Origin of the sequence: Pseudomonas sp. 43A (genome assembly GCF_013363935.1) — a bacterium.
Classification (GTDB): domain Bacteria; phylum Pseudomonadota; class Gammaproteobacteria; order Pseudomonadales; family Pseudomonadaceae; genus Aquipseudomonas; species Aquipseudomonas crudilactis.
In genome coordinates this window covers 4,510,203-4,530,842 of sequence record NZ_CP054880.1, presented here as the reverse complement: position 1 = coordinate 4,530,842, position 20,640 = coordinate 4,510,203, and the positions used below count along the sequence as shown (strand labels likewise).

21 protein-coding genes are annotated in these 20,640 nt (G+C 56.5%); 15 read left to right on the top strand and 6 right to left on the bottom strand.

Going from position 1 to position 20,640, the window contains the following annotated elements; translation table 11 throughout:
* Window positions 1-168: 168 nt before the first annotated feature.
* A complete protein-coding gene (locus HUW52_RS19775; protein WP_175554655.1) occupies window positions 169-672 on the bottom strand; it encodes a GNAT family N-acetyltransferase in 504 nt (167 codons plus the stop codon).
* 48 nt (window positions 673-720) lie between these two features.
* Complete coding sequence (locus tag HUW52_RS19770) at window positions 721-2,664, bottom strand: DNA topoisomerase III (protein WP_175554654.1); 1,944 nt, start codon at window positions 2,662-2,664, stop codon at window positions 721-723.
* 277 nt (window positions 2,665-2,941) lie between these two features.
* On the opposite strand from HUW52_RS19770, the gene HUW52_RS19765 reads away from it, so the two are divergent.
* Window positions 2,942-4,348 carry a serralysin family metalloprotease gene (locus HUW52_RS19765; RefSeq protein WP_175554653.1) on the top strand — a complete coding sequence of 469 codons (1,407 nt, stop codon included), beginning with the start codon at window positions 2,942-2,944 and terminating at the stop codon, window positions 4,346-4,348.
* Window positions 4,349-4,637: 289 nt separating this feature from the next.
* On the top strand, window positions 4,638-5,006 hold the full coding sequence (locus tag HUW52_RS19760; protein WP_175554652.1) for a DUF427 domain-containing protein: 369 nt from the start codon (window positions 4,638-4,640) through the stop codon (window positions 5,004-5,006).
* Between the two features lie 55 nt (window positions 5,007-5,061).
* Here the strand turns inward: HUW52_RS19760 and HUW52_RS19755 are convergent, their stop codons facing one another.
* Both HUW52_RS19755 and HUW52_RS19750 read right to left on the bottom strand, forming a co-directional pair.
* A complete protein-coding gene (locus tag HUW52_RS19755) occupies window positions 5,062-6,684 on the bottom strand; it encodes an MFS transporter (protein WP_095047447.1) in 1,623 nt (540 codons plus the stop codon).
* A gap of 170 nt (window positions 6,685-6,854) precedes the next feature.
* Complete coding sequence (locus HUW52_RS19750; protein ID WP_175554651.1) at window positions 6,855-8,501, bottom strand: GMC family oxidoreductase; 1,647 nt, start codon at window positions 8,499-8,501, stop codon at window positions 6,855-6,857.
* 133 nt (window positions 8,502-8,634) lie between these two features.
* On the opposite strand from HUW52_RS19750, the gene HUW52_RS19745 reads away from it, so the two are divergent.
* The 4 genes from HUW52_RS19745 to arsH all read left to right on the top strand — a co-directional run bounded on the left by HUW52_RS19745 (window position 8,635) and on the right by arsH (window position 11,265).
* Entirely contained in the window at window positions 8,635-9,519 is an 885-nt protein-coding gene (locus HUW52_RS19745) for a LysR family transcriptional regulator (RefSeq protein WP_175554650.1), read from the top strand.
* Between the two features lie 210 nt (window positions 9,520-9,729).
* On the top strand, window positions 9,730-10,077 hold the full coding sequence (locus HUW52_RS19740) for a metalloregulator ArsR/SmtB family transcription factor (protein ID WP_110720477.1): 348 nt from the start codon (window positions 9,730-9,732) through the stop codon (window positions 10,075-10,077).
* Window positions 10,078-10,089: 12 nt separating this feature from the next.
* Complete coding sequence (locus tag HUW52_RS19735) at window positions 10,090-10,560, top strand: arsenate reductase ArsC (RefSeq protein WP_175554649.1); 471 nt, start codon at window positions 10,090-10,092, stop codon at window positions 10,558-10,560.
* A 9-nt stretch (window positions 10,561-10,569) separates the two neighbouring features.
* A complete protein-coding gene (gene arsH / locus HUW52_RS19730) occupies window positions 10,570-11,265 on the top strand; it encodes an arsenical resistance protein ArsH (RefSeq protein WP_175554648.1) in 696 nt (231 codons plus the stop codon).
* Between the two features lie 28 nt (window positions 11,266-11,293).
* Here the strand turns inward: arsH and HUW52_RS19725 are convergent, their stop codons facing one another.
* Window positions 11,294-11,452, bottom strand: coding sequence for a hypothetical protein (locus HUW52_RS19725; protein WP_246376169.1), 159 nt, complete (start codon window positions 11,450-11,452; stop codon window positions 11,294-11,296).
* Window positions 11,453-11,562: 110 nt separating this feature from the next.
* On the opposite strand from HUW52_RS19725, the gene HUW52_RS19720 reads away from it, so the two are divergent.
* The 8 genes from HUW52_RS19720 to HUW52_RS19685 all read left to right on the top strand — a co-directional run bounded on the left by HUW52_RS19720 (window position 11,563) and on the right by HUW52_RS19685 (window position 18,107).
* Window positions 11,563-12,483, top strand: a complete 921-nt coding sequence (locus tag HUW52_RS19720; protein ID WP_256667857.1) for a tetratricopeptide repeat protein — start codon at window positions 11,563-11,565, stop codon at window positions 12,481-12,483.
* A 63-nt stretch (window positions 12,484-12,546) separates the two neighbouring features.
* On the top strand, window positions 12,547-13,425 hold the full coding sequence (locus HUW52_RS19715) for a tetratricopeptide repeat protein (protein WP_175554647.1): 879 nt from the start codon (window positions 12,547-12,549) through the stop codon (window positions 13,423-13,425).
* A 103-nt stretch (window positions 13,426-13,528) separates the two neighbouring features.
* A complete protein-coding gene (locus HUW52_RS19710) occupies window positions 13,529-13,741 on the top strand; it encodes a DUF4287 domain-containing protein (protein ID WP_175554646.1) in 213 nt (70 codons plus the stop codon).
* A 13-nt stretch (window positions 13,742-13,754) separates the two neighbouring features.
* Window positions 13,755-14,234 carry a GNAT family N-acetyltransferase gene (locus HUW52_RS19705; protein ID WP_175554645.1) on the top strand — a complete coding sequence of 160 codons (480 nt, stop codon included), beginning with the start codon at window positions 13,755-13,757 and terminating at the stop codon, window positions 14,232-14,234.
* A 508-nt stretch (window positions 14,235-14,742) separates the two neighbouring features.
* On the top strand, window positions 14,743-15,105 hold the full coding sequence (locus HUW52_RS19700; RefSeq protein ID WP_175554644.1) for a DUF6124 family protein: 363 nt from the start codon (window positions 14,743-14,745) through the stop codon (window positions 15,103-15,105).
* Window positions 15,106-15,244: 139 nt separating this feature from the next.
* Entirely contained in the window at window positions 15,245-16,786 is a 1,542-nt protein-coding gene (locus tag HUW52_RS19695) for a DUF2235 domain-containing protein (protein ID WP_175554643.1), read from the top strand.
* Window positions 16,786-17,439: a DUF2931 family protein gene (locus HUW52_RS19690; RefSeq protein WP_175554642.1), complete on the top strand. Its 654-nt coding sequence runs from the start codon at window positions 16,786-16,788 to the stop codon at window positions 17,437-17,439. Before HUW52_RS19695 ends, HUW52_RS19690 begins: the two co-directional genes overlap by 1 nt.
* Before the next feature lie 11 nt (window positions 17,440-17,450).
* Window positions 17,451-18,107 (top strand): DUF2931 family protein, encoded by a 657-nt coding sequence (locus tag HUW52_RS19685; protein WP_175554641.1) that lies wholly within the window; start codon window positions 17,451-17,453, stop codon window positions 18,105-18,107.
* A 183-nt stretch (window positions 18,108-18,290) separates the two neighbouring features.
* On the opposite strand, the gene HUW52_RS30825 is transcribed toward HUW52_RS19685, so the two are convergent.
* Window positions 18,291-18,563: a DUF3892 domain-containing protein gene (locus HUW52_RS30825; protein WP_086790955.1), complete on the bottom strand. Its 273-nt coding sequence runs from the start codon at window positions 18,561-18,563 to the stop codon at window positions 18,291-18,293.
* A 377-nt stretch (window positions 18,564-18,940) separates the two neighbouring features.
* Between HUW52_RS30825 and HUW52_RS19675 the strand changes: the two genes are divergently transcribed.
* Entirely contained in the window at window positions 18,941-20,497 is a 1,557-nt protein-coding gene (locus HUW52_RS19675) for an ATP-dependent endonuclease (RefSeq protein WP_175554640.1), read from the top strand.
* Window positions 20,498-20,640 lie beyond the last annotated feature (143 nt).

The following is a 20,640-nucleotide window of genomic DNA, read 5'->3' as shown; positions in this document are numbered from 1 at the left end:
ACAACTCGGCGGTCAGACGAGTTTGCTCAAGCGTGTTACCGATGTTCCCGATCGGGGAACGTCTTCATCATGCAAAAGCAAAACGATGCCGTCAACGGTTTTGTAGTGATTATTTTTGCTCACTACATATTGTCGGACAAAGCTGTTTTGGAATGAGAAAGAATCCGTTCAGGCAACGGAAAAGGGCGTGTGCAGGCGGTAGAACGTGCACGGATAGCCGTCCACTTCACGCTGCTGCCGGGTGAAATCGCCACCGCTCAATACAGGGATCAGCCTGGCCCAGAAGCGCTGCGCCGGCAGGTTGGCGTCGATATGGAAAATCTGCCATTGACCGGGGATGTGGCTCAAGAGGGCAGAGACGACAAACTGCGCGACGCCTTGGCCACGAAAGCGTCGGGCGACGAAAAAATAGCCAATGTTGTGTTCGGTCCCGGCGATGTGGATTTCGTTATCGACGGTCACGAAACCGGCGAGTTCGCCATCGACGCGGATCAGGAAGGGTTGGGTGGCCGGGTGGCGCCAGTAGTCGATTTTTGGCTGGATGGAGAAGAAGCCGTGTTCGCCGAACTTCAGCGGCAGCCATGCGCTGAAGTCATACATGTAGAACTGCATGAGGTTTTCGATGATATCCAGCTCATCGCGCTGGGCGGGGTGCAGTTCGATATTGGCCATGCGCAGGGTTCCTGAAAGTGCTGAGCCTTGCAGAAACACTAGCGGGTTTTATTTGCCTGACGGTTTCGCTGTGCGTTTTGTCGTACCCGTGGTTTTGCTGCGGGTCGATTTGCGTTTTTTCTTCCACGGGGCCGCCGCTTTACCGGCCGGTGGCGGGCCGCTGATGGTCAGGCTGAGGCTGGAGCAGCGCGTCACCTGTTTGCTCATCCATGCCGCTTGTTTGGTGACGAACTCTTCAAGACTCATTTCGCCGCTCTGCACCATGTCCAGCGCCTGTTCCCAGATTGCCGTGGTGCCGGGGTCAGCAATCGCGCGGGGCACCGCATCGATCAGGCTGAACGCGGCCGGGGTGGCGGCGAGGGCCTTGCCGTTTTTCACTAGATAACCACGGTCCAGCAAACCCTGGATGATCGAGGCGCGGGTGGCTTCGGTGCCGATCCCGGTGGTGTCCTTGAGTTTCTGTTTGAGCAGTGGATCCTCGACCAGTTTGGCGACGTTTTTCATCGCCTTGATCAGGTCCCCCTCGGTGTAGGGCTTGGGCGGTTGCGTCCACAGATCCTTGAACTTGACGTCAGCCACCGCGCACTCAACCCCTTGCGCAAGTGTCGGCAAGGTTTGCGGCGCGGGTGCCTCGCGGCCCTTGGCCGGCGCCAGTGCCTCGGGCAGCGCGCGTTTCCACCCCGGTTCGATGATCTGCTTGCCGACTGCGCGCAGGGCTTCACCGGCGCAATCGAAATCGGCCTGGGTGCGATCGTATTCGTGATTGGGCAGGAACTGCGCCAGGTAGCGCGCACGGATCAGCGTGTAGACCGCGCGGTGCTTGCCGCTCAGGCGTTCGAGGTTTTTCGCCGCAGCGGTGGGGATGATGCCGTGGTGCGCACTGACCTTGGCGTCGTTCCATGCCCGGGAGCGGCGCTGGGGCTCGAGAAAGCCTTGCAGCGCCTCAAGACCCGGATCGGCCTGACGTAGCGCAGTGAGAATCCCCGGCGCCTCGCTGTGCTGGCTCAGCGGCAAGAAGCCGCAATCACTGCGCGGATAGGTGATGACTTTGTAGGTTTCGTAGAGTGCCTGGGCGATGTCGAGGGTTTCCTGCGCGCCGAGGCCGAGTTTCTTCGAACAGACTTCCTGCAAGGTGCCGAGATCGAAGGGCAGGGGCGCCACTTCGCGCATGCGCTCGGTTTTCAGCTTGACCACCCGGGCATTGGCAGCGCCTTTCATCGCAGTCGCGGCTTGTTGGGCCAACGCCTGATTCAGACAGCGATCCTGATCGTCACAGGCATCCGACGGCGCGCGCCACTGTGCGGTGAACGGAATGCCGTTGTGCAGCAGATCGACATCGATCGCCCAGAATGGCACTGGCACGAAATCGGCGATGCTGCGATCGCGATCGACCACCAGGCGCAAGGTCGGTGTCTGCACCCGGCCTACTGGCAACACGCCTTGATAACCCGATTGTCGACCGAGCAGGGTGAACAGTCGACTCATGTTCATGCCGATCAGCCAGTCCGCCCGCGAGCGGCCCAGCGCCGAGTGATACAGGCTGAACGTCTCTGCCCCGGGTTTCAGGGCGGCCAGAGCCTTGCGGATCGAGGCTTCGTCCAGCGCCGACAGCCACAAGCGGCGGATCGGCCCGCGATAACGACAATGCTCGACCAGTTCTCGGGCGATCATCTCGCCCTCACGGTCGGCGTCAGTGGCGATGATCAGCTCGCTGGCCTCGCCGAGCAGCCGTTTGACCGCTTTGTACTGGCTGGCGGTGCGCGGCTTGACGGTCATTTTCCACTTGTCCGGGATGATCGGCAGATCGGCCAGAACCCAGCGCTTGTAGCGCGCGTCATAGGAATCCGGCGGTGCGGTTTCGAGCAAGTGGCCGATGCACCAGGTCACCGTGACGTCCGTTCCCAGCCAGCAGCCGTCGCCCCGACGCCTGGCGCCGAGCACGGCCGCAATGTCTTTGGCCTGAGAAGGTTTTTCACAGAGGTACAGCCGCATAGCCACCATCGTCGATCAAGGTCGGAACAGGTGCACAGAATGGCCGGACTTGGCCTCAGGGGCAACTTTTATCTGTATGGATATACAGATAAAAAGCATTGCAGCAGGTGACGGGTAATACAGGGACGCAGGCAGGGCTATCGAAAAATTGATTAGCGCCCGGTTTGCGCCTGTGTCAGGTTTTTCGCCGATTCAAACATGCGAGTGACAGGACGATCTCGCCAGAAGATCGCCGTGGTCTGTCGACACTGACTACTCAGAAACAAGGACGTCCATCATGGCTCAAGCCAAATCGAAAACCAGCAGCGCCTTCGACGAAATCGATACCTTCAGCCATCTATATGACCGTGGCGTCGGGCTGGTCAACGGCAAACCCTCATTCACTGCCGATCAGGCTGCGGATGAAATCCTGCGCAAAGGCCTGTCGTGGGGCGACAAGAACGCTGACGGCAAGATCGACCTCAGTTACACCTTCCTGACCGAGAAACCGGCGAACTACAACGTCAAACTGGGCAACTTCAGCGAGTTCAGCGCCCAGCAAAAGGCTCAGGCCGTGCTGGCCATGCAATCCTGGGCCGACGTCGCCAATGTCACCTTCACCGAAGGCAAGGGTGGCGATGGCCACATGACCTTCGGTAACTACGATGTCAGCACCGGTGGAGCAGCGTTCGCTTATCTGCCTAGCGGCGGCGGTTATGACGGCCAGTCGTGGTACCTGATCAACGATCAGTATCAGGTCAACAAAACTCCCGACACCAACAACTACGGGCGCCAGACCCTGACCCACGAGATCGGCCACACCCTCGGTCTTTCTCACCCGGGCGCCTACAACGCCGGTAACGGCAATCCGACTTACAACGACGCCAAGTACGCTGAAGATACCCGTGGCTACAGCCTGATGAGCTACTGGAGCGAAGCCAACACCGACCAGAACTTCAGCAAGGACGGCAGCGACACGTACGCCTCGGCGCCGTTGCTCGACGATATCGTCGCGGTGCAAAAGCTGTATGGCGCCAACTACGCGACCCGCGCCGATGACACCACGTACGGTTTCAATTCCAACGCCGAGCGCGATTTCTACAGCGCCACTTCGGCGTCCTCCAAGGTGGTTTTCTCGGTGTGGGATGGCGGCGGTAATGACACGCTGGATTTCTCCGGTTTCAGCCAGAACCAGAAGATCAACCTCAATGAAGGCTCGTTCTCCGATGTTGGCGGTCTGGTCGGTAACGTGTCCATCGCGCACGGCGTGACCGTGGAAAATGCCATCGGCGGTTCAGGCAATGACCTGCTGATCGGCAACGCCGTTGCCAACGAACTGGTCGGCGGTGCCGGTAACGACATCATTTATGGTGGTGGCGGTGGCGATACCTTGTGGGGCGGTGCAGGCGCAGACACCTTCGTGTTCGGTGCCGCCAGCGATTCAACCATGACCGCGCCGGACTGGATCATGGATTTCACCAGCGGCCTGGACAAGATCGATCTGTCGGGGATCGCCGGTTTCGCCACGGGCGCGGCGTCGCTGAACTTTGTCAGCGGCTTCACCGGGCATGCGGGCGATGCGATCCTGACTTACTTCGCGCAGACCAATCAGACCAGCCTGATGGTTGACCTGACGGGGCAGGGTTCGGTGGACTTTGCCGTGGGTGTGGTGGGGCAAGCGGTGGCGACTGATATTGTTGCGTGATGCCTGAAAGCGGCCCTCACCCTAACCCTCTCCCAGTGGGAGAGGGGACTGACCGAGTTGTCTGGCGAAATCCATCGACCTGAAAAATCGAGTCGATTATGGATTCAAAGCCAATCGTTCAAGTCGGTGAATCTCGCCAATATCCCCCAATCGGTTCCCTCTCCCTCCGGGAGAGGGCTAGGGTGAGGGGCTTTTGAAGTTGATTGGCCGTTCGGCTGTAAAACCACCCCAACCAGAGCCGATGGGTTATACCTGAACCGGTCTCTTCGCCGTATTCAGGAGAACCCCCATGAAAGCCTCCGGCCCCAGTCCCGTCATTGCCCTCGAACAACTTCCCGGCTGCCTGATAGTGAAATTCCACGGCATCCAGGTCGCCGCGTCCTCCCACGTACTGATCCTCAACGAAGCCAATTACCCGCCGGTCTATTACGTCCCTCGCGAAGACATCGACGAAAAGTACTTCGCCCGCACCGACCACACCAGTTATTGCCCGTACAAGGGCGATGCCAATTACTTCAGCCTGCAAGTGCCGGGGCATGAAGGGGCGAACGCGGTGTGGACTTATGAGAAACCGAAAATATCGGTCGGGCCGATAAAGGACTACGTGGCGTTTTATCCCGATCAGGTGAAGTTCGAGGTGATCAAGGCTGATGCCTGAGCAAAAAAAACGGCGAGGGTAAAAGCCCTCGCCGATTGATGTGTCTGGTTGAGTTTCAGTTCTTGTCGAGATCGATATTCTTCGTCTCACGCAAACAGATCATACCCACCACCAAACTCACCCCGGTAATCAACACCGGATACCACAGCCCATAAAAGATGTCCCCGGTGTACACCACCAACGCAAACGACACCGTCGGCAGAAATCCACCAAACCAGCCGTTGCCAATGTGGTACGGCAGCGACATCGAGGTGTAGCGAATGCGCGTCGGGAACAGTTCGACCATCAGCGCCGCGAGCGGGCCGTAGCACATGGCCGAGATGATGATCAGCGCCACGATCAGGGCGACGATCATCGGTTTGTTGATCTGCTGAAGATCGGCCTGTTGCGGGTAGCCGGCGAGGGTGATTGCGCCGCGCAGGGCGGCCTCATCGAAGCCATCGAGCTTGACGTCGCCGACGCTCACTTGCACGGCGCTGCCTGCAGGCGCAGCGGCGCTGGAGTAGGGCAGGCCTTGCTTGACCAGGAAGGTTTTGACCTTGTCGCACGGGCTGTCGAATTTGGCTTTGCCCACCGGGTCGAACTGGAAGGTGCAGGTCGCTGGATCCGCCAGCACGGTGATCGGTGCCTGACGGCTGGCCTGATCGATCGCCGGGTTGGCGTAGTGCGCGAGGGATTTGAAGATCGGGAAGTACAGCGCCGTGGCCAGCAGCAAGCCCAGCATCAGCACGGGTTTGCGTCCGACCTTGTCCGACAGCCAGCCGAAAAAGATGAAGAACGGTGCGCCGATGACCACGCTGATGATCAACAAAGTGTTGGCCACCGCCGGGTCCATTTTCAGGAACTGGGTGAGGAAGAACAGCACGTAGAACTGCGCCGCGTAGAAGGTCACCGCTTGCCCGGCGTTGATGCTGAACAGGGCGATCAGCACGACTTTGAGGTTCTCCCATTTGCCGAAGGATTCACGGATCGGCGCTTTCGAGGTTTTACCTTCCTCTTTCATTTTCAGATAGGCCGGCGACTCGTGCAGGCTCAGGCGAATCCAGGTGGAGATGCCCAGCAGCACGATCGACAGCAGGAACGGAATGCGCCAGCCCCAGACTTCAAACTGATCGCCGGTGAAGTAGCGGCAACCGAGCACCACCAGCAGCGACAGCAGCAGGCCGAGGGTCGCGGTGGACTGAATCCAGCTGGTGTGGAAACCGCGTTTGCCGATTGGCGCATGCTCGGCCACATAGGTTGCAGCGCCGCCGTATTCACCGCCGAGCGCCAGGCCCTGCAGCATGCGCAGCACCACCAGAATGATCGGCGCGGCGATGCCGATGCTGGCGTAGGTCGGCAGCAGACCGACGCAGAACGTCGCCACGCCCATCAGAATGATCGTCGCGAGAAAGGTGTATTTGCGCCCGATCATGTCCCCCAACCGACCGAACACCAGCGCCCCGAACGGCCGCACGATAAAGCCTGCGGCGAAAGCCATCAGCGCAAAGATGAACGCGGTGGTGTCGTTGACCCCGGCGAAAAACTGCTTGCTGATCACCGCCGCGAGGGCGCCGTAGAGGAAGAAGTCATACCACTCGAACACCGTCCCCAGTGAGGAAGCGAAGATGACTTTGCGTGTATCCGGGCTGGTCTCGGCGCTGCGCACGGCGTCCAGCGGCTGAACGTGTTCTGACATATCGGTATCCCTCACAGTGATTGTTTTTGTTGTTCCACTGGTGTTGCGTGTCCGGGTGATGCCTTGAATTAAACGCGGTCCCTTGTAGGAGCTGCCGCAGGCTGCGATCTTTTGATCTTGCTTTTGATCTGGAAAATCCAAAGTCAAAAGATCGCAGCCTTCGGCAGCTCCTACAGGGTTTGGGCCAGCTCCAATTTCGCGGTGCTGCTCCTGGTGTTGGGGCTGAGGATCAGTTGTGCCGCTTTCTCGGCAATCATCAGCGTAGGCGAACAGGTGTTACCCGAGGTGATGCGCGGCATGATCGACGCATCGGCAATGCGCAAACCGGGCACGCCGTGTACACGCAGCTGTGCGTCGACCACCGCATCACCGTCATTGCCCATGCGGCAGGTGCCGACCGGATGGAAAATCGTCGTGCCGATTTTCGCTGCTGCTTCCTGTAACTCTTCTTCACTTTGCAGGTTGGCGCCCGGCAGGTACTCAACTGGTTTGAACCCTTGCAGGGCAGGGGCGCTGACGATGCGGCGGGTCAGACGAATCGCATCTGCCGCCACGCGCAGATCTTCAGGATGACTGAGATAGTTGGGCTGAATCAGTGGCGCCTCCTGCGGATCCGCCGAACGAATATCGATGCGTCCACGACTCTGCGGACGCAGATCGCACACCGAAGCGGTAAACGCCGGAAAGCTGTGCAGCGGCTCGCCAAAACGCTCCAGCGACAAGGGCTGCACGTGATATTCCAGATTCGCCGAGGTCTGCTCCGGCCCCGAACGCGCAAACGCGCCCAACTGACTCGGCGCCATCGACAGCGGCCCGCTGCGGTCATACAGATAACGCAGGCCCATGCCCATCTTGCCCCACACGCTGCCGGCAATCTGGTTCAGCGTGCGCGCATTTTCCAGTTGGTAGATCAGGCGCAATTGCAGGTGATCCTGCAAGTTACCGCCGACGCCCGGCAGTTCATGAATCACGCCGATGCCCAAGCGTTCGAGCAATGGCCGAGGACCAATCCCGGAGCGCTGCAAAATGCTTGGTGATCCGACCGCGCCGGCGCAAAGGACGATCTCCTTGCGCGCCTTGAACTGCTTGGTCTGACCTTCATGACGCGCACTGACTTTTGTTGCGCGGCCGTCCTCCAGCAACACCCGGTCAACCTCAACCCCGGTCAGCACCGTCAGATTCGCCCGGTCGCGCACCGGTTTCAAAAACGCCTTCGCCGCGTTCCAGCGCACGCCGGATTTCTGATTGACCTGAAAGTAGCCGCAACCTTCGTTATCGCCCTGATTGAAGTCATCGATGCTGGCGATGCCGCTTTGCTCAGCCGCACTGCGAAAGGCATCCAGAATCGGCCACGACAGACGCTGCTGCTCGACCCGCCATTCACCCTTGGCGCCGTGAAATTCAGCCGCACCGGCAAAGTGGTTTTCGCTTTGTTTGAACAGCGGCAGCACATCGTTCCAGGCCCAGCCCGGATTGCCCTCGGCCGCCCAGCCGTCATAGTCGTTGGCCTGGCCGCGCATGTAGATCATGCCGTTGATGGACGAACAGCCGCCCAGCACTTTGCCGCGCGGATAACTCAGCGCGCGGCCGTTGAGGCCCGGTTGTTCTTCGGTCTTGAAGCACCAGTCGGTGCGCGGGTTACCGATGCAGAACAGGTAACCGACAGGAATGTGAATCCACGCATAGTTGTCGCGCCCACCGGCTTCGAGCAACAACACGCGCTGCTGCGGATCTACCGACAGCCGATTGGCCAGCAAGCACCCGGCAGGGCCGGCGCCGACCACGATGTAGTCGTATTCATCGAGGGAAGTCTGCATTCCCTGACCTCGCTTTTTGTTTTTATTGTCGGACACTCTAGTTGTTAGCTTTCGTTAAAAGAATGTTAGTTTTTGCGCAGCCGCTGTGCGTTTTCAAACAGCCTGCATAGACCATAGCCGACAAGGACACGCCATGTTCGACTGGAACGACCTGCGGTTTTTTCTCGAACTGCAACGCAGCGGTCGCCTGCTCACCGCCGCGCGCCGCCTCAATACCACCCACGCCACCGTCGCCCGCCATATCGAAGCCATCGAAAAAAGCCTCGGCACTGCGCTGTTCGTCCAGCACGCGCAAGGCTACGAAATGACCCCGGCGGGGGAGGCGTTGCTTAAACATGCTGAGGCGATGGAAAACGTTGCGTTGCTGGCCCAGGAAGAGATCACCCAATCCACCGCGCCGCTGGGCAAGATTCGTGTCGGCGTCACCGAAGGGCTTGGCATCAAGTTTCTCGCCAGTCGCATGATCGGCTTGTTCGAGCGCTATCCGGGGCTGGAGGTGGAACTGGTCGCGGTGCCGCGCTTTGTCAGCATCCTTAACCGTGAGGCGGAAATCAGCATTCATCTGGAGCGCCCGGCGGCAGACATGCTGGTGACGCGCAAACTCACGGACTATCGACTCGCGTTGTACGCCAGCCAACGCTATCTCGATAAAGCACCACCACTGCAAAGCCGCGAAGACCTCGGGCGGCATGCGTGGATCGGTTATGTCGATGATTTGCTGTTCAGTCAGGAACTGATGTTTCTCAACAGCTTCTGCCGCAGCCCTCGGGTTGTGTTCCATAGCACCAGCGTCATTGCTCAGCAGGAAGCGGCGCGGTCGGGATTGGGCATTGCCGTGCTGCCTTGCTACATGGCCGAGTCGGATACGGATCTGGTGCCGTTGCTGCCGGATGAAAGTATTGAGCGCAGTTACTGGATCAGCACGCGGCGCGAGTTGCACAAGTCGGTGCGGCTGCGGGTGGTCTGGGATTATGTGGTGGGGTTGTGTGAGGCGGAGCAGGGGCTTTTACGCGGTTAAACCAGGCGCATCCAAATCCCCCTGTGGGAGCGAGCCTGCTCGCGAAAGCGGTGTATCTGATACGCAAATCTCGCCTGACCCACCGCCTTCGCGAGCAGGCTCGCTCCCACAGGGGGTATGCGCATATCACTCGATATGTGTGTCATCTCCGGGTTGATTTACATATGGATATCCGTATATTCGAATTTCCGTATGTATCGAGCCCGTCCCATGATCACCCCCACCGAAGTCTTCAAGAGCCTCGCTGACGAAACCCGCGTCCGCGCCATGCTGCTCATCGCCGATCAAGGTGAACTCTGCGTCTGCGAGTTGATGTGCGCACTCGGCGACAGCCAGCCGAAGATCAGCCGCCACCTCGCGCAACTGCGCAGCAATGGCTTGCTGCTCGATCGCCGTCAGGGCCAGTGGGTCTATTACCGGCTCAATCCGGAGCTGCCGGCGTGGGTGCGCGAAATCCTGCAAGTCACCTCCAAAGCCAATGCCGATTGGCTCAAGGACAACGCCGCCCGTTTGCAGAATATGGACGGTCGTCCTGTCCGTGAAACCGCGTGCTGCTGAGGAAGGAGAACCATGCGAATCCTGTTTATGTGCACGGCCAACAGCTGCCGCAGCATCCTCTCTGAAGCCATGTTCAATCATCTGGCGCCGCCAGGTTTCGAAGCGGTGAGTGCCGGCAGCTTTCCCAAAGGCCAGGTCTTGCCGCGCAGCCTGTTGACCCTGCAAAAGCATGGCATCGCCATTGATGGTTTGCACAGCAAGGGCAACCACGCCTTCGAAAGCAACCCGCCAGACATCGTCATCACCGTATGTGACAAAGCCGCTGGCGAGACCTGCCCGGTGTACTTCGGCCCGGCGCTGAAATCCCACTGGGGGCTGGAAGATCCGTCCGAAGTGAAGGGCGACGAAGCCACTGTCGACGCGGCTTTTCACGCCACCCTTATGCGCATCGGCCAACGCTGTCAGGCCTTCCTCGATCTGCCTTTCCACTCGCTCAGCCGCGATCAACTCAAGGCTGAGCTCGACCGCATCGGCACGCTTTAAGGAGGATTTATGTCAGAACTGCCCAACCTCGATCTCAATCTGTTCGATAACGCCAAACCGTCGCAAGCGGACGCGCACAAACCGCGCATCCTGCTGCTCTACGGCTCGACCCGCGAACGCTCGTTCAGCCGTTTGCTGGTAGAGGAGGCCGCGCGCCTGCTCGAACACTTCGGCGCCGAAACGCGCATCTTCAACCCGTCCGGTCTGCCACTGCCCGACGACGTCCCGGTCGACCATCCCAAAGTGCAGGAACTGCGCGATCTGGTGCTGTGGTCGGAAGGCCAGGTCTGGTGTTCGCCCGAACGTCATGGCGCGATGTCTGCCGTGTTCAAGGCGCAGATCGACTGGGTCCCGCTGGAACTCGGCGCGGTGCGCCCGACCCAGGGCAAGACCTTGGCTGTAATGCAGGTCTGCGGCGGTTCGCAGTCGTTCAACGTGGTCAACCAGTTGCGCGTGTTGGGGCGCTGGATGCGCATGTTCACCATCCCTAATCAATCCTCGGTGCCGAAGGCCTACATGGAGTTCGACGACACCGGGCGGATGAAACCGTCGCCGTTCTATGATCGTGTGGTGGATGTGATGGAAGAACTGGTGAAGTTCACCGTGCTGCTGCGCGATCAACAGGCGCATCTGGTCGACCGCTACTCCGAGCGCAAGGAAAGTGCCGAGCAATTGATGGCGCGGGTGAATCAGCGTTCGATTTAAGGCTGTCCCTCGACAAGGGAGGGCGGACTCAACTCTGCGGCGGCTCGCGGGTGCTGCGTTGCGATGCTGGGCGCGGTTGCCCGTCGGTAATCGACAAGGTCGCACGCGGGCCGCCCTCAGCGCGGTTGACCAAAGTGATCCGCCCGCCCAACTGCGTGGCGATGGTGTTGATGATCTTGGCTGACACGACGTCTTCGCGAGCAAGCCTGCTCCAACGGGCTTTTCTGAAGTTGTCGAGTAACCGACGCCCTCAGGTTTAGCGCCTGCCGGCCGATGAAATCTGCACGATTTCAACGGATGCCGTTCATGAACAAGGTTGTTGCTGTACTGGCGCTTACTGCCCTCGTTGCTGGCTGCAAAAGCAGCAGTTCTTATACCCAGACCGCAGATCTCTCCAATCTGCGCTGCTTCGCTTACTGGGACGATAAATCCATTAGCTCGCTGGAAGTCAGCTACATCCGCGATCTGAGTAAGAGCGGTAACCTACCGTGCACGATCATGCTGGGCGATCTGTACGAGAAGGGGCGCGGTGTGCCCCAGGACATTTCCAAAGCCAAAGCCCTCTATCAATCCGTAGCCGATAAAGACCCCGGCGCCTACGGCCAACTTGGGCGCATGGCCGAGGAAGGCATCGGCGGGCCGGTCAATGACTTTGATGCACGGCAGTATTATCAGCGTGCTGTGAGCAAGCCCGAACAGCGGCGCAGTGAAGCCAAACTGGCCAAATACATGGAGGAAGGGCGAGGCGGCCCGCAGGATCTGCAAGGCGCGTTGACGCATTACTTCAACGCCACGCAATACCTCGGCGATGCTTCCTGGCAAGGCATTGAACGCCTGCGCGGCAAAGGCTTGGCTCTGACGATCGAGCAGCAACAGCGCTACAACAAAATTTTTGTCGGCAGTGTGCAGAGCGGCCTCAGAAAACGCGTTGAAGTCATAGAGAAATCTCTGGAGAACAACGTCAACTCGACATCTGCGAGCAAATCGGTGCAAGTGCAACTGGAGTACACCCCCGGCGCCTTGGCACCGGTGGTTTCGATACGACAAAGCTCGGGCGATATCGCCCTTGATCAGAGAGTCATGCAAGCCTTTAGCGACTATCGCTTTCCCGGCGACCCGATCCTGCCACCAGGCCAGAAGAGCTATCAGGCGATCCCGGTTGTCAGGACGGACGGTAAGAGCCCGCTGCAGAGGTTCAACGAGAGCAGAAACAAGTAAGCCTCCACCCTGCCAAAATCATTTCCAAGCGTGCCATTCAAGGACGAATTCCGGATGAATCACATGAATAAGGCGGTTGCTTTTCTGGCCATCGCGATCCTCGTTGCAGGCTGCAAGTCCACTCCACCCAATCCTCAGGAAGAAAGCCTCACCGGCACCCGCTGCATGGTGTTCTCGAGTGTGAAAGACCTTTCCACTGAACACCTCGACTATGTTCGCGAAGCCAGCAGCAACGGCAACCTCAAGTGCAAGATTGCGCTTGGCGTGTTGTATGAGTTCGGTCGTGGCGGCTTATCACCAGATGTGCGCAAGGCCCGAGCCCTGTATGAGTCTGTCGCTGTCGTGGATGGCGCCGGGTATGAGCAACTGGCGCGCATGGCCGATGAGGGCAGCGGTCAGGCGCCCGATGCTGTCGAAGCGCGACGGCTTTATCAATTGGCGCTCACGCATCGTCAGAGCACCTACAGCGAGTTCGCGGTGGCACGGTTGATGGAGGAAGGTCGAGGTGGCCCACAGGATCTGTCCGGGGCGATGACGCATTACCTCAATGCCACTCAGCGCATCGATGACGAGGCATGGGCCGGTGTGCAGCGGGTCCGCGCTCAGGTGTTGACGCTGACCACCGAGCAGACACAGCGCTACAACGAAAAATGGTACGACGGCGTCGGCAACAGCCTCGCAGCAGCGATACACGATACCGAGTTGCTGTTGAACAGACAGATCAAACCCGGCTCCGCGAGCAAACCCGTCACGCTGGAGGCGAAAGGCAAACCGGGTTCGCTGGTGCCGCACATCACCTTGGTCGAAAGCTCCGGCAACAACGACGTGGACCAAGCGGTGGTCAAGGCCCTCAGCGAATACCGTTACCCGGCGCAGCCGATTTTGAAGGCTGGGCAGGAGTCCTGGTCATCAGAGTTTCCGGTCAAGGTCGGCGTGAACTGAGCTGGCCGGGCCACTTGCCGGAATAGTCTCTCGCGTCCACTCTATGACCTGCCGACAAGGAGCGTCCGCCGACCCTCCGTCGTGACCACAGGGAGCTTGCAGCATGAGCGAAGACAACAAGGTAAAAGGCCCGGCGTCGTACTTCCCCTCCATCGAGAAAAAATACGGCCAGACCATCGATCACTGGCTGATCCTGCTCGCCGGCATCAGCGACAAGAAACACATGGAACTGGTGGCGTGGCTCAAGGAAGAACACGGCATGGGCCACGGTCATGCCAACGCCCTGGTTGCGCATCATCTGGCGGGTAAAAAGTGAGGGCAGGGCAGCGATGAATCTCTCCCACCGGCCAGTGACGGCCGACGACGTCAACACCCTGTGCAGCTTTCCCCAGGGCGAACAAGAGTTGTTCTTCATGTTCCCGAAAGCCAACTTCCCGCTAACGGAAGAGCAGATGCACAGCGCAATCAGCCAGCGCTTCGACTCCACGGCTTTTCTGGCTAACGGCGAGTTCGTCGGCTTCGCCAACTTCTACCGCGCTGAGCACGACGGCATCTGCTGCATCGGCAACGTCATCGTCGCGCCATACGCCCGAGGTCAGGGGGTTGCGCGATACATCGTCGAAACCATGACCGCGCTGGGTTTCGAAAAATACCAGGCCAAGGAAGTGCAACTCTCCTGCTTCAACGAAAACACCGCAGGCTTGTTGCTCTACCCAAAACTTGGCTTCGTGCCGTACTCCATCGAAGAGCGCCCGGCGCCAAATGGTGGACGATCCGCCCTCATCAACATGACACGCCACCGACCCTAACCATCCCCCAATCCCTGTGGGAGCCGGGCTTGCCCACGAAGACGCCAGCCCGGCCGCCGCGAACCTCAAGCCCAACACCAAAACCTGTGGGAGCGAGCCTGCTCGCGAAGACGCCAGCCCAGTCACCCCATCAACCACTGACCGAAATAAACACTAAAACCACCACTGTTTAAACGAATCCTCAAGTAACCACCGAAACCCTACAACGCCTTGCGCCGTTACCTACGACTAAGCCAGAATCCGCCGGCTTGTGCGTCTAGGTCGCGGGTTCTATCGTCTGTCGGTCGCTGAAAAACAGCGATCGGGTTTGGTAGCCCTGAGTTTTCGTAGATTGCATAAGCATCATGATTCGCAGTGTCTGTTCGACACGGCTTTTATGGTGGTCATGCACAGGGCGTCTTCGGGCGCGCCGGTTTTCTACGTCCCGGTCTACCAACCTGCGCATGGCCGCCACCCTCGTTTGGTAGCGAGAGTGATGGCTCCTTTTTTTGACGTAGGAGCTTCATCAATGATCAAACCAACACCCAACCCACCCGAAACCGACCCCACATCCCCCTACGAATCCCCCGATTCCAAGCGATTCCACGAAGCAGCCGAACGCGCCCTCGACCACTACCTCAAACCTGCCAGCCAAATCATGGCCAGCACTCAACAACCCGAACGCATGTACCTCGCCAACCCGAAGTACGACAGCGAATCCCTGCTCGCCAACGCCAGCGAAACCCTCGGCTCCGCCAGCGAAATGCTCCTCAACTTCGCCGCCATGCTCGACACCCCCCACCGCAAAACCGCGCTGGGCATCGCCCAAGTCGTGATGCTCGGCGAAATCGCCGTCAACCAAGTGCTGGATAACGTCGAAATAGCCAGCTAACCAACCCGATCTCGACGAGGGGAAACCCTCGTCGAACCCCGCAGCCACACCCCAGCTGGCAAACGGCCACGGCTTGCGCCCCCCAGCCTCGGCTGTCACCCTTCGGGCCGTTCTCAAGGATCAGAACCAGGAATCACGGATGAGTGGCTACGTACCCAACCCCCCGAAAAACCACCGCTACGAAGAAGCCAAACCCGTCGATATTCACGCCCAGCGTTGGGCGGAATATGAGAAACACGGGAAAGAACCTGCGCGCGAACCTGAGAAAATCGGGATTGCGTTGAGGATTGGGGTTTTCTTTGATGGCACTGGGAATAATGCGAATAACGCTGCCGCAGGCTTACTTTGCGGTGCGCATCACCCCATCGCCGCCAAAGATATCGATGCTAGCTGCAAGCCGTATATGAGTGATCCGGACAGCAGCTACGGCAATGATGTCAGCAATGTAAAAAAGCTGAGTGACCTGTACGACACGCCTGAAGTAGCTGAAGGCGTGGGACCACGCAAGCAAGCTTTCCGCATGGTGTATGTCGAAGGTATTGGCACCCGTGCAGGAGAAGAGGACAGTACGTTGGGAGCGGGCGCCGGGCGAGGCGAAACGGGTGTTGCAGGCCGCGTTCAATCTTCATTTGTATTGATAAAGCAACGTATCAAGGAGGCATTGGACGAAAATCCGGGCAGCGAAATTACATCGCTTACCTTCGACACTTTCGGCTTCAGTCGTGGTGCAGCCGCCGCGCGACACTTCGCAAATGAAATCGTACGCGGCAAACAAGGCCCATTAGGAGAGATCCTTCGCAGCGATTCTGATCGCTTCAGTCCGACCTTCAGCGAGCAATATAAAAGCGATATCAACATGGGCTTTATAGGCCTGTTCGATACGGTGCCTTCAATTGCTGGCTGGTCGAATTTTGGGAACATCAAAAGCGCTGTCGCGACAGGTATCAAGCTTTACCTGGACAGGCGGTTTTTCACGGATGTTGTCCAATTGGTCGCGCGAGATGAATGCAGAGGTAATTTCGCCCTCAGTCGAGTAGCAATGGATCACCAGGAAATTGTTTTGCCTGGCGTACATTCCGATATTGGTGGGGGTTATCTTGAAGAGGCCAATGAGTGTGTACTCGTCAGCCCGATGCAAACTCTTGAAGTCTCCCTTCACACAGATGTCGTCAGCACCTCGATTTACCGAGACGCGGAAGATGTCAGAAATCAGTGGCTCGACAAAGGCTGGCCCGCTGAAATGCTGGAAATCGTTACGCCTCCTGCACTTCTGATACCGAGTAGTCCGCAGGACAGATTGAGTCCGGGCGTCAAGCGCGTCTATGCTGCCGTACAGCTCAAGCGTCCTGTGAGCGGAATGCTGTCGAGAGTATGTCTACGGGTGATGCATCAACAGGCGAAAGCAAAAGGAGTGCGCTTCAACGACATTCCTGAAACTGAAGAGTTTGCCGTTCCACCGGAACTCCGAGCCTTATGCGATCGATTTGTCTCAGGGGACTACAGCACCACGGAGCAAGACGAGCAAATGCTAAGACTCAAATACATCCATACCTCCGCCAACTGGAACCACCCACTTGGGCGACGAGACGGGAGTGGCGTGAAGGCGGTATATATCAACGCCCCCACGTCAGATGCAATACGCGTAAAACATCCGCACGTACCTGACTGGACGCTTTGGTAATGAAGTTACTTGCAACCCTGCTGTGCAGCCTATTTGTGAGCGGTTGTCACGCTGACCCGCTATCAGCAAAAAACGACCCCAAATCACCATGGTGGGAGCTCGGGTTTACCGAGCCTCGCTACATGAAGGTCTGGGTTGAGGACACTGCCGTTGAAGACATCAAAGGAAAGACGTTTCTTCGTACGGGAAAGGGATCCGCATCGGGTGGGCAGCCAGAAGATGGAACAGAGTCGGCGCGAGGCTGGCACGGTGTGGGCAGTTCCGCGAAAGCAGTAGTGGGTGCTGATCTCCCGAAACGGATCTTCGTTCGCTGGCAGTCCATCGTAGAACCTCAGACCTATCGAGCCTGGGTGGATATACCCGAAGAGGCCAGACAACTGATGCTGACATCGGTGAATCAACGCTGCGCGAAAACTCCAGACCAGACAGCTACCTATATATCTTCGGTCTATCTGGGTTTAGCTCCCGGCGGGGCCATCCAGGTTTGGGTAAGAGACTCATGTCACCATCCGGTCGAAGTGGCGAAAGCGCAGGCCGAAATCGAACCGTTGGGGCCGAGTCAGGGGAAAACCCAAGGTCGTTACGCTTATCCCATTAGTGAAAAGTCCAAGCGGTATATCGAAAAATTCGGAATTCCTTACGGTAGTTGGTAAGCGGTAAACCAATGAAACAATGCATTGTTGCGGTATGCGTGTTGTTCCTGAGCAGCTGCCAGTCTGCCTATCCTCTATCCGGAAAAAACGACCCGAAATCCGACTCATGGGAGCTTGCGTTCACCGAACCCTATTACATGAAGGTTTGGGTTGAGGACAGTGCCGTTGAAGACATAAACGGCAAGCTATTCACGCGCACAGGAGGAGGGACGGCCGCTGGTGGGGAGCCAGAAAATGGCAAAGAGTCCGCGCGCGGTTGGCATGCGGTAGGCGCGGCTGCGAAACCAGTGATTGGCGCTGGCTTGCCCAAACGCATTTACGTGCGCTGGCAATCCATTGTCGAGCCGCAGACCTATAAGGTTTGGTTAGAAGTGCCTGAAGAGGCGAGGCAGCTGATGGTGCAATCGGTCAGTCAGCGGTGCCCGGAAACACCGGAGCAGCAGGCCAGCTATAGCGCATCTATTTATCTGGGATTGGCTCCAGGGGGCGTTGTACAGGTTTTTGTCCGGGACGAGTGCCATCGTCCTGTCAAGGTCGCCAGAGCACAAGCAGAAGTTGAACCGCTAGGGCCTAGTCAAGGTAAGAACCAAGGGCGCTATGCGTATCCCGTAAGCGAAAAGTCCAAGCGGTATATCGAGAAACACGGCATACCGTACGGGAGTTGGTAGCAGCAGGCAGGAGACACTTCTCTTGCCTGTCTTTCAGTGGCGCTGTTTTGAGTAATCATCTTTGACAGCTACCGCGTCAAATTTGGTTTCAACGAAGGTCCGCTTTCGGCCAAAAGCAGTCGTACAGAATACGATCACGTGATTAAATATTTTAGCGTGTCGCGCAACTATTGGACTAAACCATTAACAGACTCCTAGACTCAATAGGTTGTCAGTCCAAACGCTATCAGCATAAGTTCGTAGATAGGGTAATCCTTGAGAGGGGCGGACAACCCCCACGTTAGCCCGTCTCCCCGATGCGTCCATCACATAAAACGTATCGGTTTTTGCGTCAATTCTCTGCACTGCGTCTGCGGTTGTGAGATACCAAGGTACAGATGCGTTACCAATCTGAGTTATACGGTCATGAGATCGAGTTCCAGATAACGTGATACAGGTAATTTGACAATCCCCCAAGATAGCTCTCCTTTTACACTTGTTTTATTTTGGTGATGATAGCGAACTGACTGTAGTAGAATTTTTCTAGAAATCCAATTTCCTCCGTATCATTTTTTCGTGATCTGAGCACCACGTGGTCATGCAGGATTTCCTCAACAACCCGTCTGAATCGCCTCTAGCTCCTTAATCAGGGTGAGCAACAGTTTTGGCCGTTTTCTGTACGTCGAGATACGCAAAAAACGGCCAAAATCGGGCTGGTCAGGGGCCGATTCTCAAGCTCAATCAATTAGTTTTTTGATCTACCGAATCACTCTCTAGACAATCCACGCCGAAACCATTAGCGTAATCTTTAATGGCCAAACTGCCTGCCGAAAATTCCTTAGAAGAGTAGCCGCGTGAAATATCGTGAAAGCAAATTGGATAAAGAGCTTCGGCAATGGTTTGCCAATGACTACTCGAAGAGACTATTGCGAAAAATAACTATCGTTGAAGGTGCAATTCGCGGAATAAGCGCGTTAGACGTTAGTTTTGACTACCCTATAACTGCATTTGCAGGTGCGAATGGTTCAGGAAAATCTACTATTCTTGCCTTGGCTTGCTGTGCTTATCACAATAGTAAAAAAGGGTTTAAATTAGCGAAAAGAAAAAACAGCTACTACACATTCTCTGATTTTTTTTTGCAGCACACCAATGAGGTCCCGCCGCAAGGAATAGAGTTACATTATTTTTTTGCCTTGGATTTTCTTTCAAAAGATGAACGTACTCCTGAAGGAAAAGGGATTGGATATCAGAGCCGAAAGAAAAACAAAGGTGGAAAGTGGAATAACTATGACTCAAGAGTCCATAAAAATGTAGTTTTTTTAGGCATTGAAAGGATAGTTCCGCACGCTGAAAGAAGTCAATCCAGATCTTACTCAAAGTCATTTAAAAATATTGCAGCCAAGGGTTGGGAGGGAAAGGTTAAAGATGCCGTAGGGTTTATTCTTGGAAAAAAATACGATGAGTATCTTCACTTAGAGCATGCTCGCTATAGTCTGCCAGTGGTAACGGTAGGCGACATAATCTATTCTGGATTTAATATGGGCGCTGGTGAAAATGCACTATTTGAAATTTTTTCCATAATATACTCTTGCCAAGGAAATACCCTTCTAGTTCTCGACGAAATCGAACTCGGATTGCACGCAAAAGCGCAACGAAATTTCATGACTAAGCTTAAAGAAGTTTGCAAAGAAACTGGTACTCAAGTTATTTGCACCACTCATTCAAAGGAAATCTTTCAATGCTTACCCGACGACGCAAGATATTTCATAGAGTCGATAAGGGGCAAAACTAAACTAACTTCAGGAATCTCGCCTGATTTTGCCTTCTCGAAGCTTGGAGCAAAAGAAAATCAAGAGCTAGATGTGTTTGTAGAGGATGAGGTAGCGCGCACGCTTGTTCAGGCATGTCTGCCATCTCATGTTCGTTCCCGACTTAAAATATCTGTAATTGGATCGGCTACCGCAATAGCAAAACAACTCGCTGCACTTAATGTGCGTGGAGAGGAAAGGCCAACAATCGCGATATTTGATGGGGATCAAAGAAAGCTCCAATCAGATAATCTGAATCATGCTCGAAAGATGGCGGAAAATCCTAGCAAAGAGTTTGCGGAGTGGTTTTCTAGCAGGATTGAATATTTGCCAGGAAGCACATGGCCAGAAGCGTGGATAATTCAAAAATGTATGGAGGTTCCTGCAGTTGTCTCTACCGCCCTAGACTTAGAAGAGGACCGGGTACTAGAAGTTCTTGAGTACGGCCTGCAGGCGGGAAAGCATGATGAATTTTTTGAGATAGCATCTCATATAGGCTTAGATAAAGAGCAGGTATTGCAACAAATGTGCCGCGTTATTTCAAAAGGATTCAGCGACGATTTGATGCCGTTGAGAAAGCTAATTGAGTCACGACTGGACTAACTGTGTCATCCCGTTCTTACTTATAGCTGGATTGGTAAAGGTTTAGTAGTGACTGCTTTTAGCCGAAAGTAGCCGTTCACGAAGCGACCGCTTTCGGCCAATAGCTGCCATTCGGCCCTCGTGTCTGCGAGCTAAAACAATGT

Coding starts and splice junctions, on each gene's coding strand:
- HUW52_RS19775 (WP_175554655.1), bottom strand. CDS start 672: ATGGCCAATATCGAACTGCACCCCGCCCAGCGCGATGAGCTGGATATC.
- HUW52_RS19770 (WP_175554654.1), bottom strand. CDS start 2,664: ATGCGGCTGTACCTCTGTGAAAAACCTTCTCAGGCCAAAGACATTGCG.
- HUW52_RS19765 (WP_175554653.1), top strand. CDS start 2,942: ATGGCTCAAGCCAAATCGAAAACCAGCAGCGCCTTCGACGAAATCGAT.
- HUW52_RS19760 (WP_175554652.1), top strand. CDS start 4,638: ATGAAAGCCTCCGGCCCCAGTCCCGTCATTGCCCTCGAACAACTTCCC.
- HUW52_RS19755 (WP_095047447.1), bottom strand. CDS start 6,684: ATGTCAGAACACGTTCAGCCGCTGGACGCCGTGCGCAGCGCCGAGACC.
- HUW52_RS19750 (WP_175554651.1), bottom strand. CDS start 8,501: ATGCAGACTTCCCTCGATGAATACGACTACATCGTGGTCGGCGCCGGC.
- HUW52_RS19745 (WP_175554650.1), top strand. CDS start 8,635: ATGTTCGACTGGAACGACCTGCGGTTTTTTCTCGAACTGCAACGCAGC.
- HUW52_RS19740 (WP_110720477.1), top strand. CDS start 9,730: ATGATCACCCCCACCGAAGTCTTCAAGAGCCTCGCTGACGAAACCCGC.
- HUW52_RS19735 (WP_175554649.1), top strand. CDS start 10,090: ATGCGAATCCTGTTTATGTGCACGGCCAACAGCTGCCGCAGCATCCTC.
- arsH (WP_175554648.1), top strand. CDS start 10,570: ATGTCAGAACTGCCCAACCTCGATCTCAATCTGTTCGATAACGCCAAA.
- HUW52_RS19720 (WP_256667857.1), top strand. CDS start 11,563: ATGCCGTTCATGAACAAGGTTGTTGCTGTACTGGCGCTTACTGCCCTC.
- HUW52_RS19715 (WP_175554647.1), top strand. CDS start 12,547: ATGAATAAGGCGGTTGCTTTTCTGGCCATCGCGATCCTCGTTGCAGGC.
- HUW52_RS19710 (WP_175554646.1), top strand. CDS start 13,529: ATGAGCGAAGACAACAAGGTAAAAGGCCCGGCGTCGTACTTCCCCTCC.
- HUW52_RS19705 (WP_175554645.1), top strand. CDS start 13,755: ATGAATCTCTCCCACCGGCCAGTGACGGCCGACGACGTCAACACCCTG.
- HUW52_RS19700 (WP_175554644.1), top strand. CDS start 14,743: ATGATCAAACCAACACCCAACCCACCCGAAACCGACCCCACATCCCCC.
- HUW52_RS19695 (WP_175554643.1), top strand. CDS start 15,245: ATGAGTGGCTACGTACCCAACCCCCCGAAAAACCACCGCTACGAAGAA.
- HUW52_RS19690 (WP_175554642.1), top strand. CDS start 16,786: ATGAAGTTACTTGCAACCCTGCTGTGCAGCCTATTTGTGAGCGGTTGT.
- HUW52_RS19685 (WP_175554641.1), top strand. CDS start 17,451: ATGAAACAATGCATTGTTGCGGTATGCGTGTTGTTCCTGAGCAGCTGC.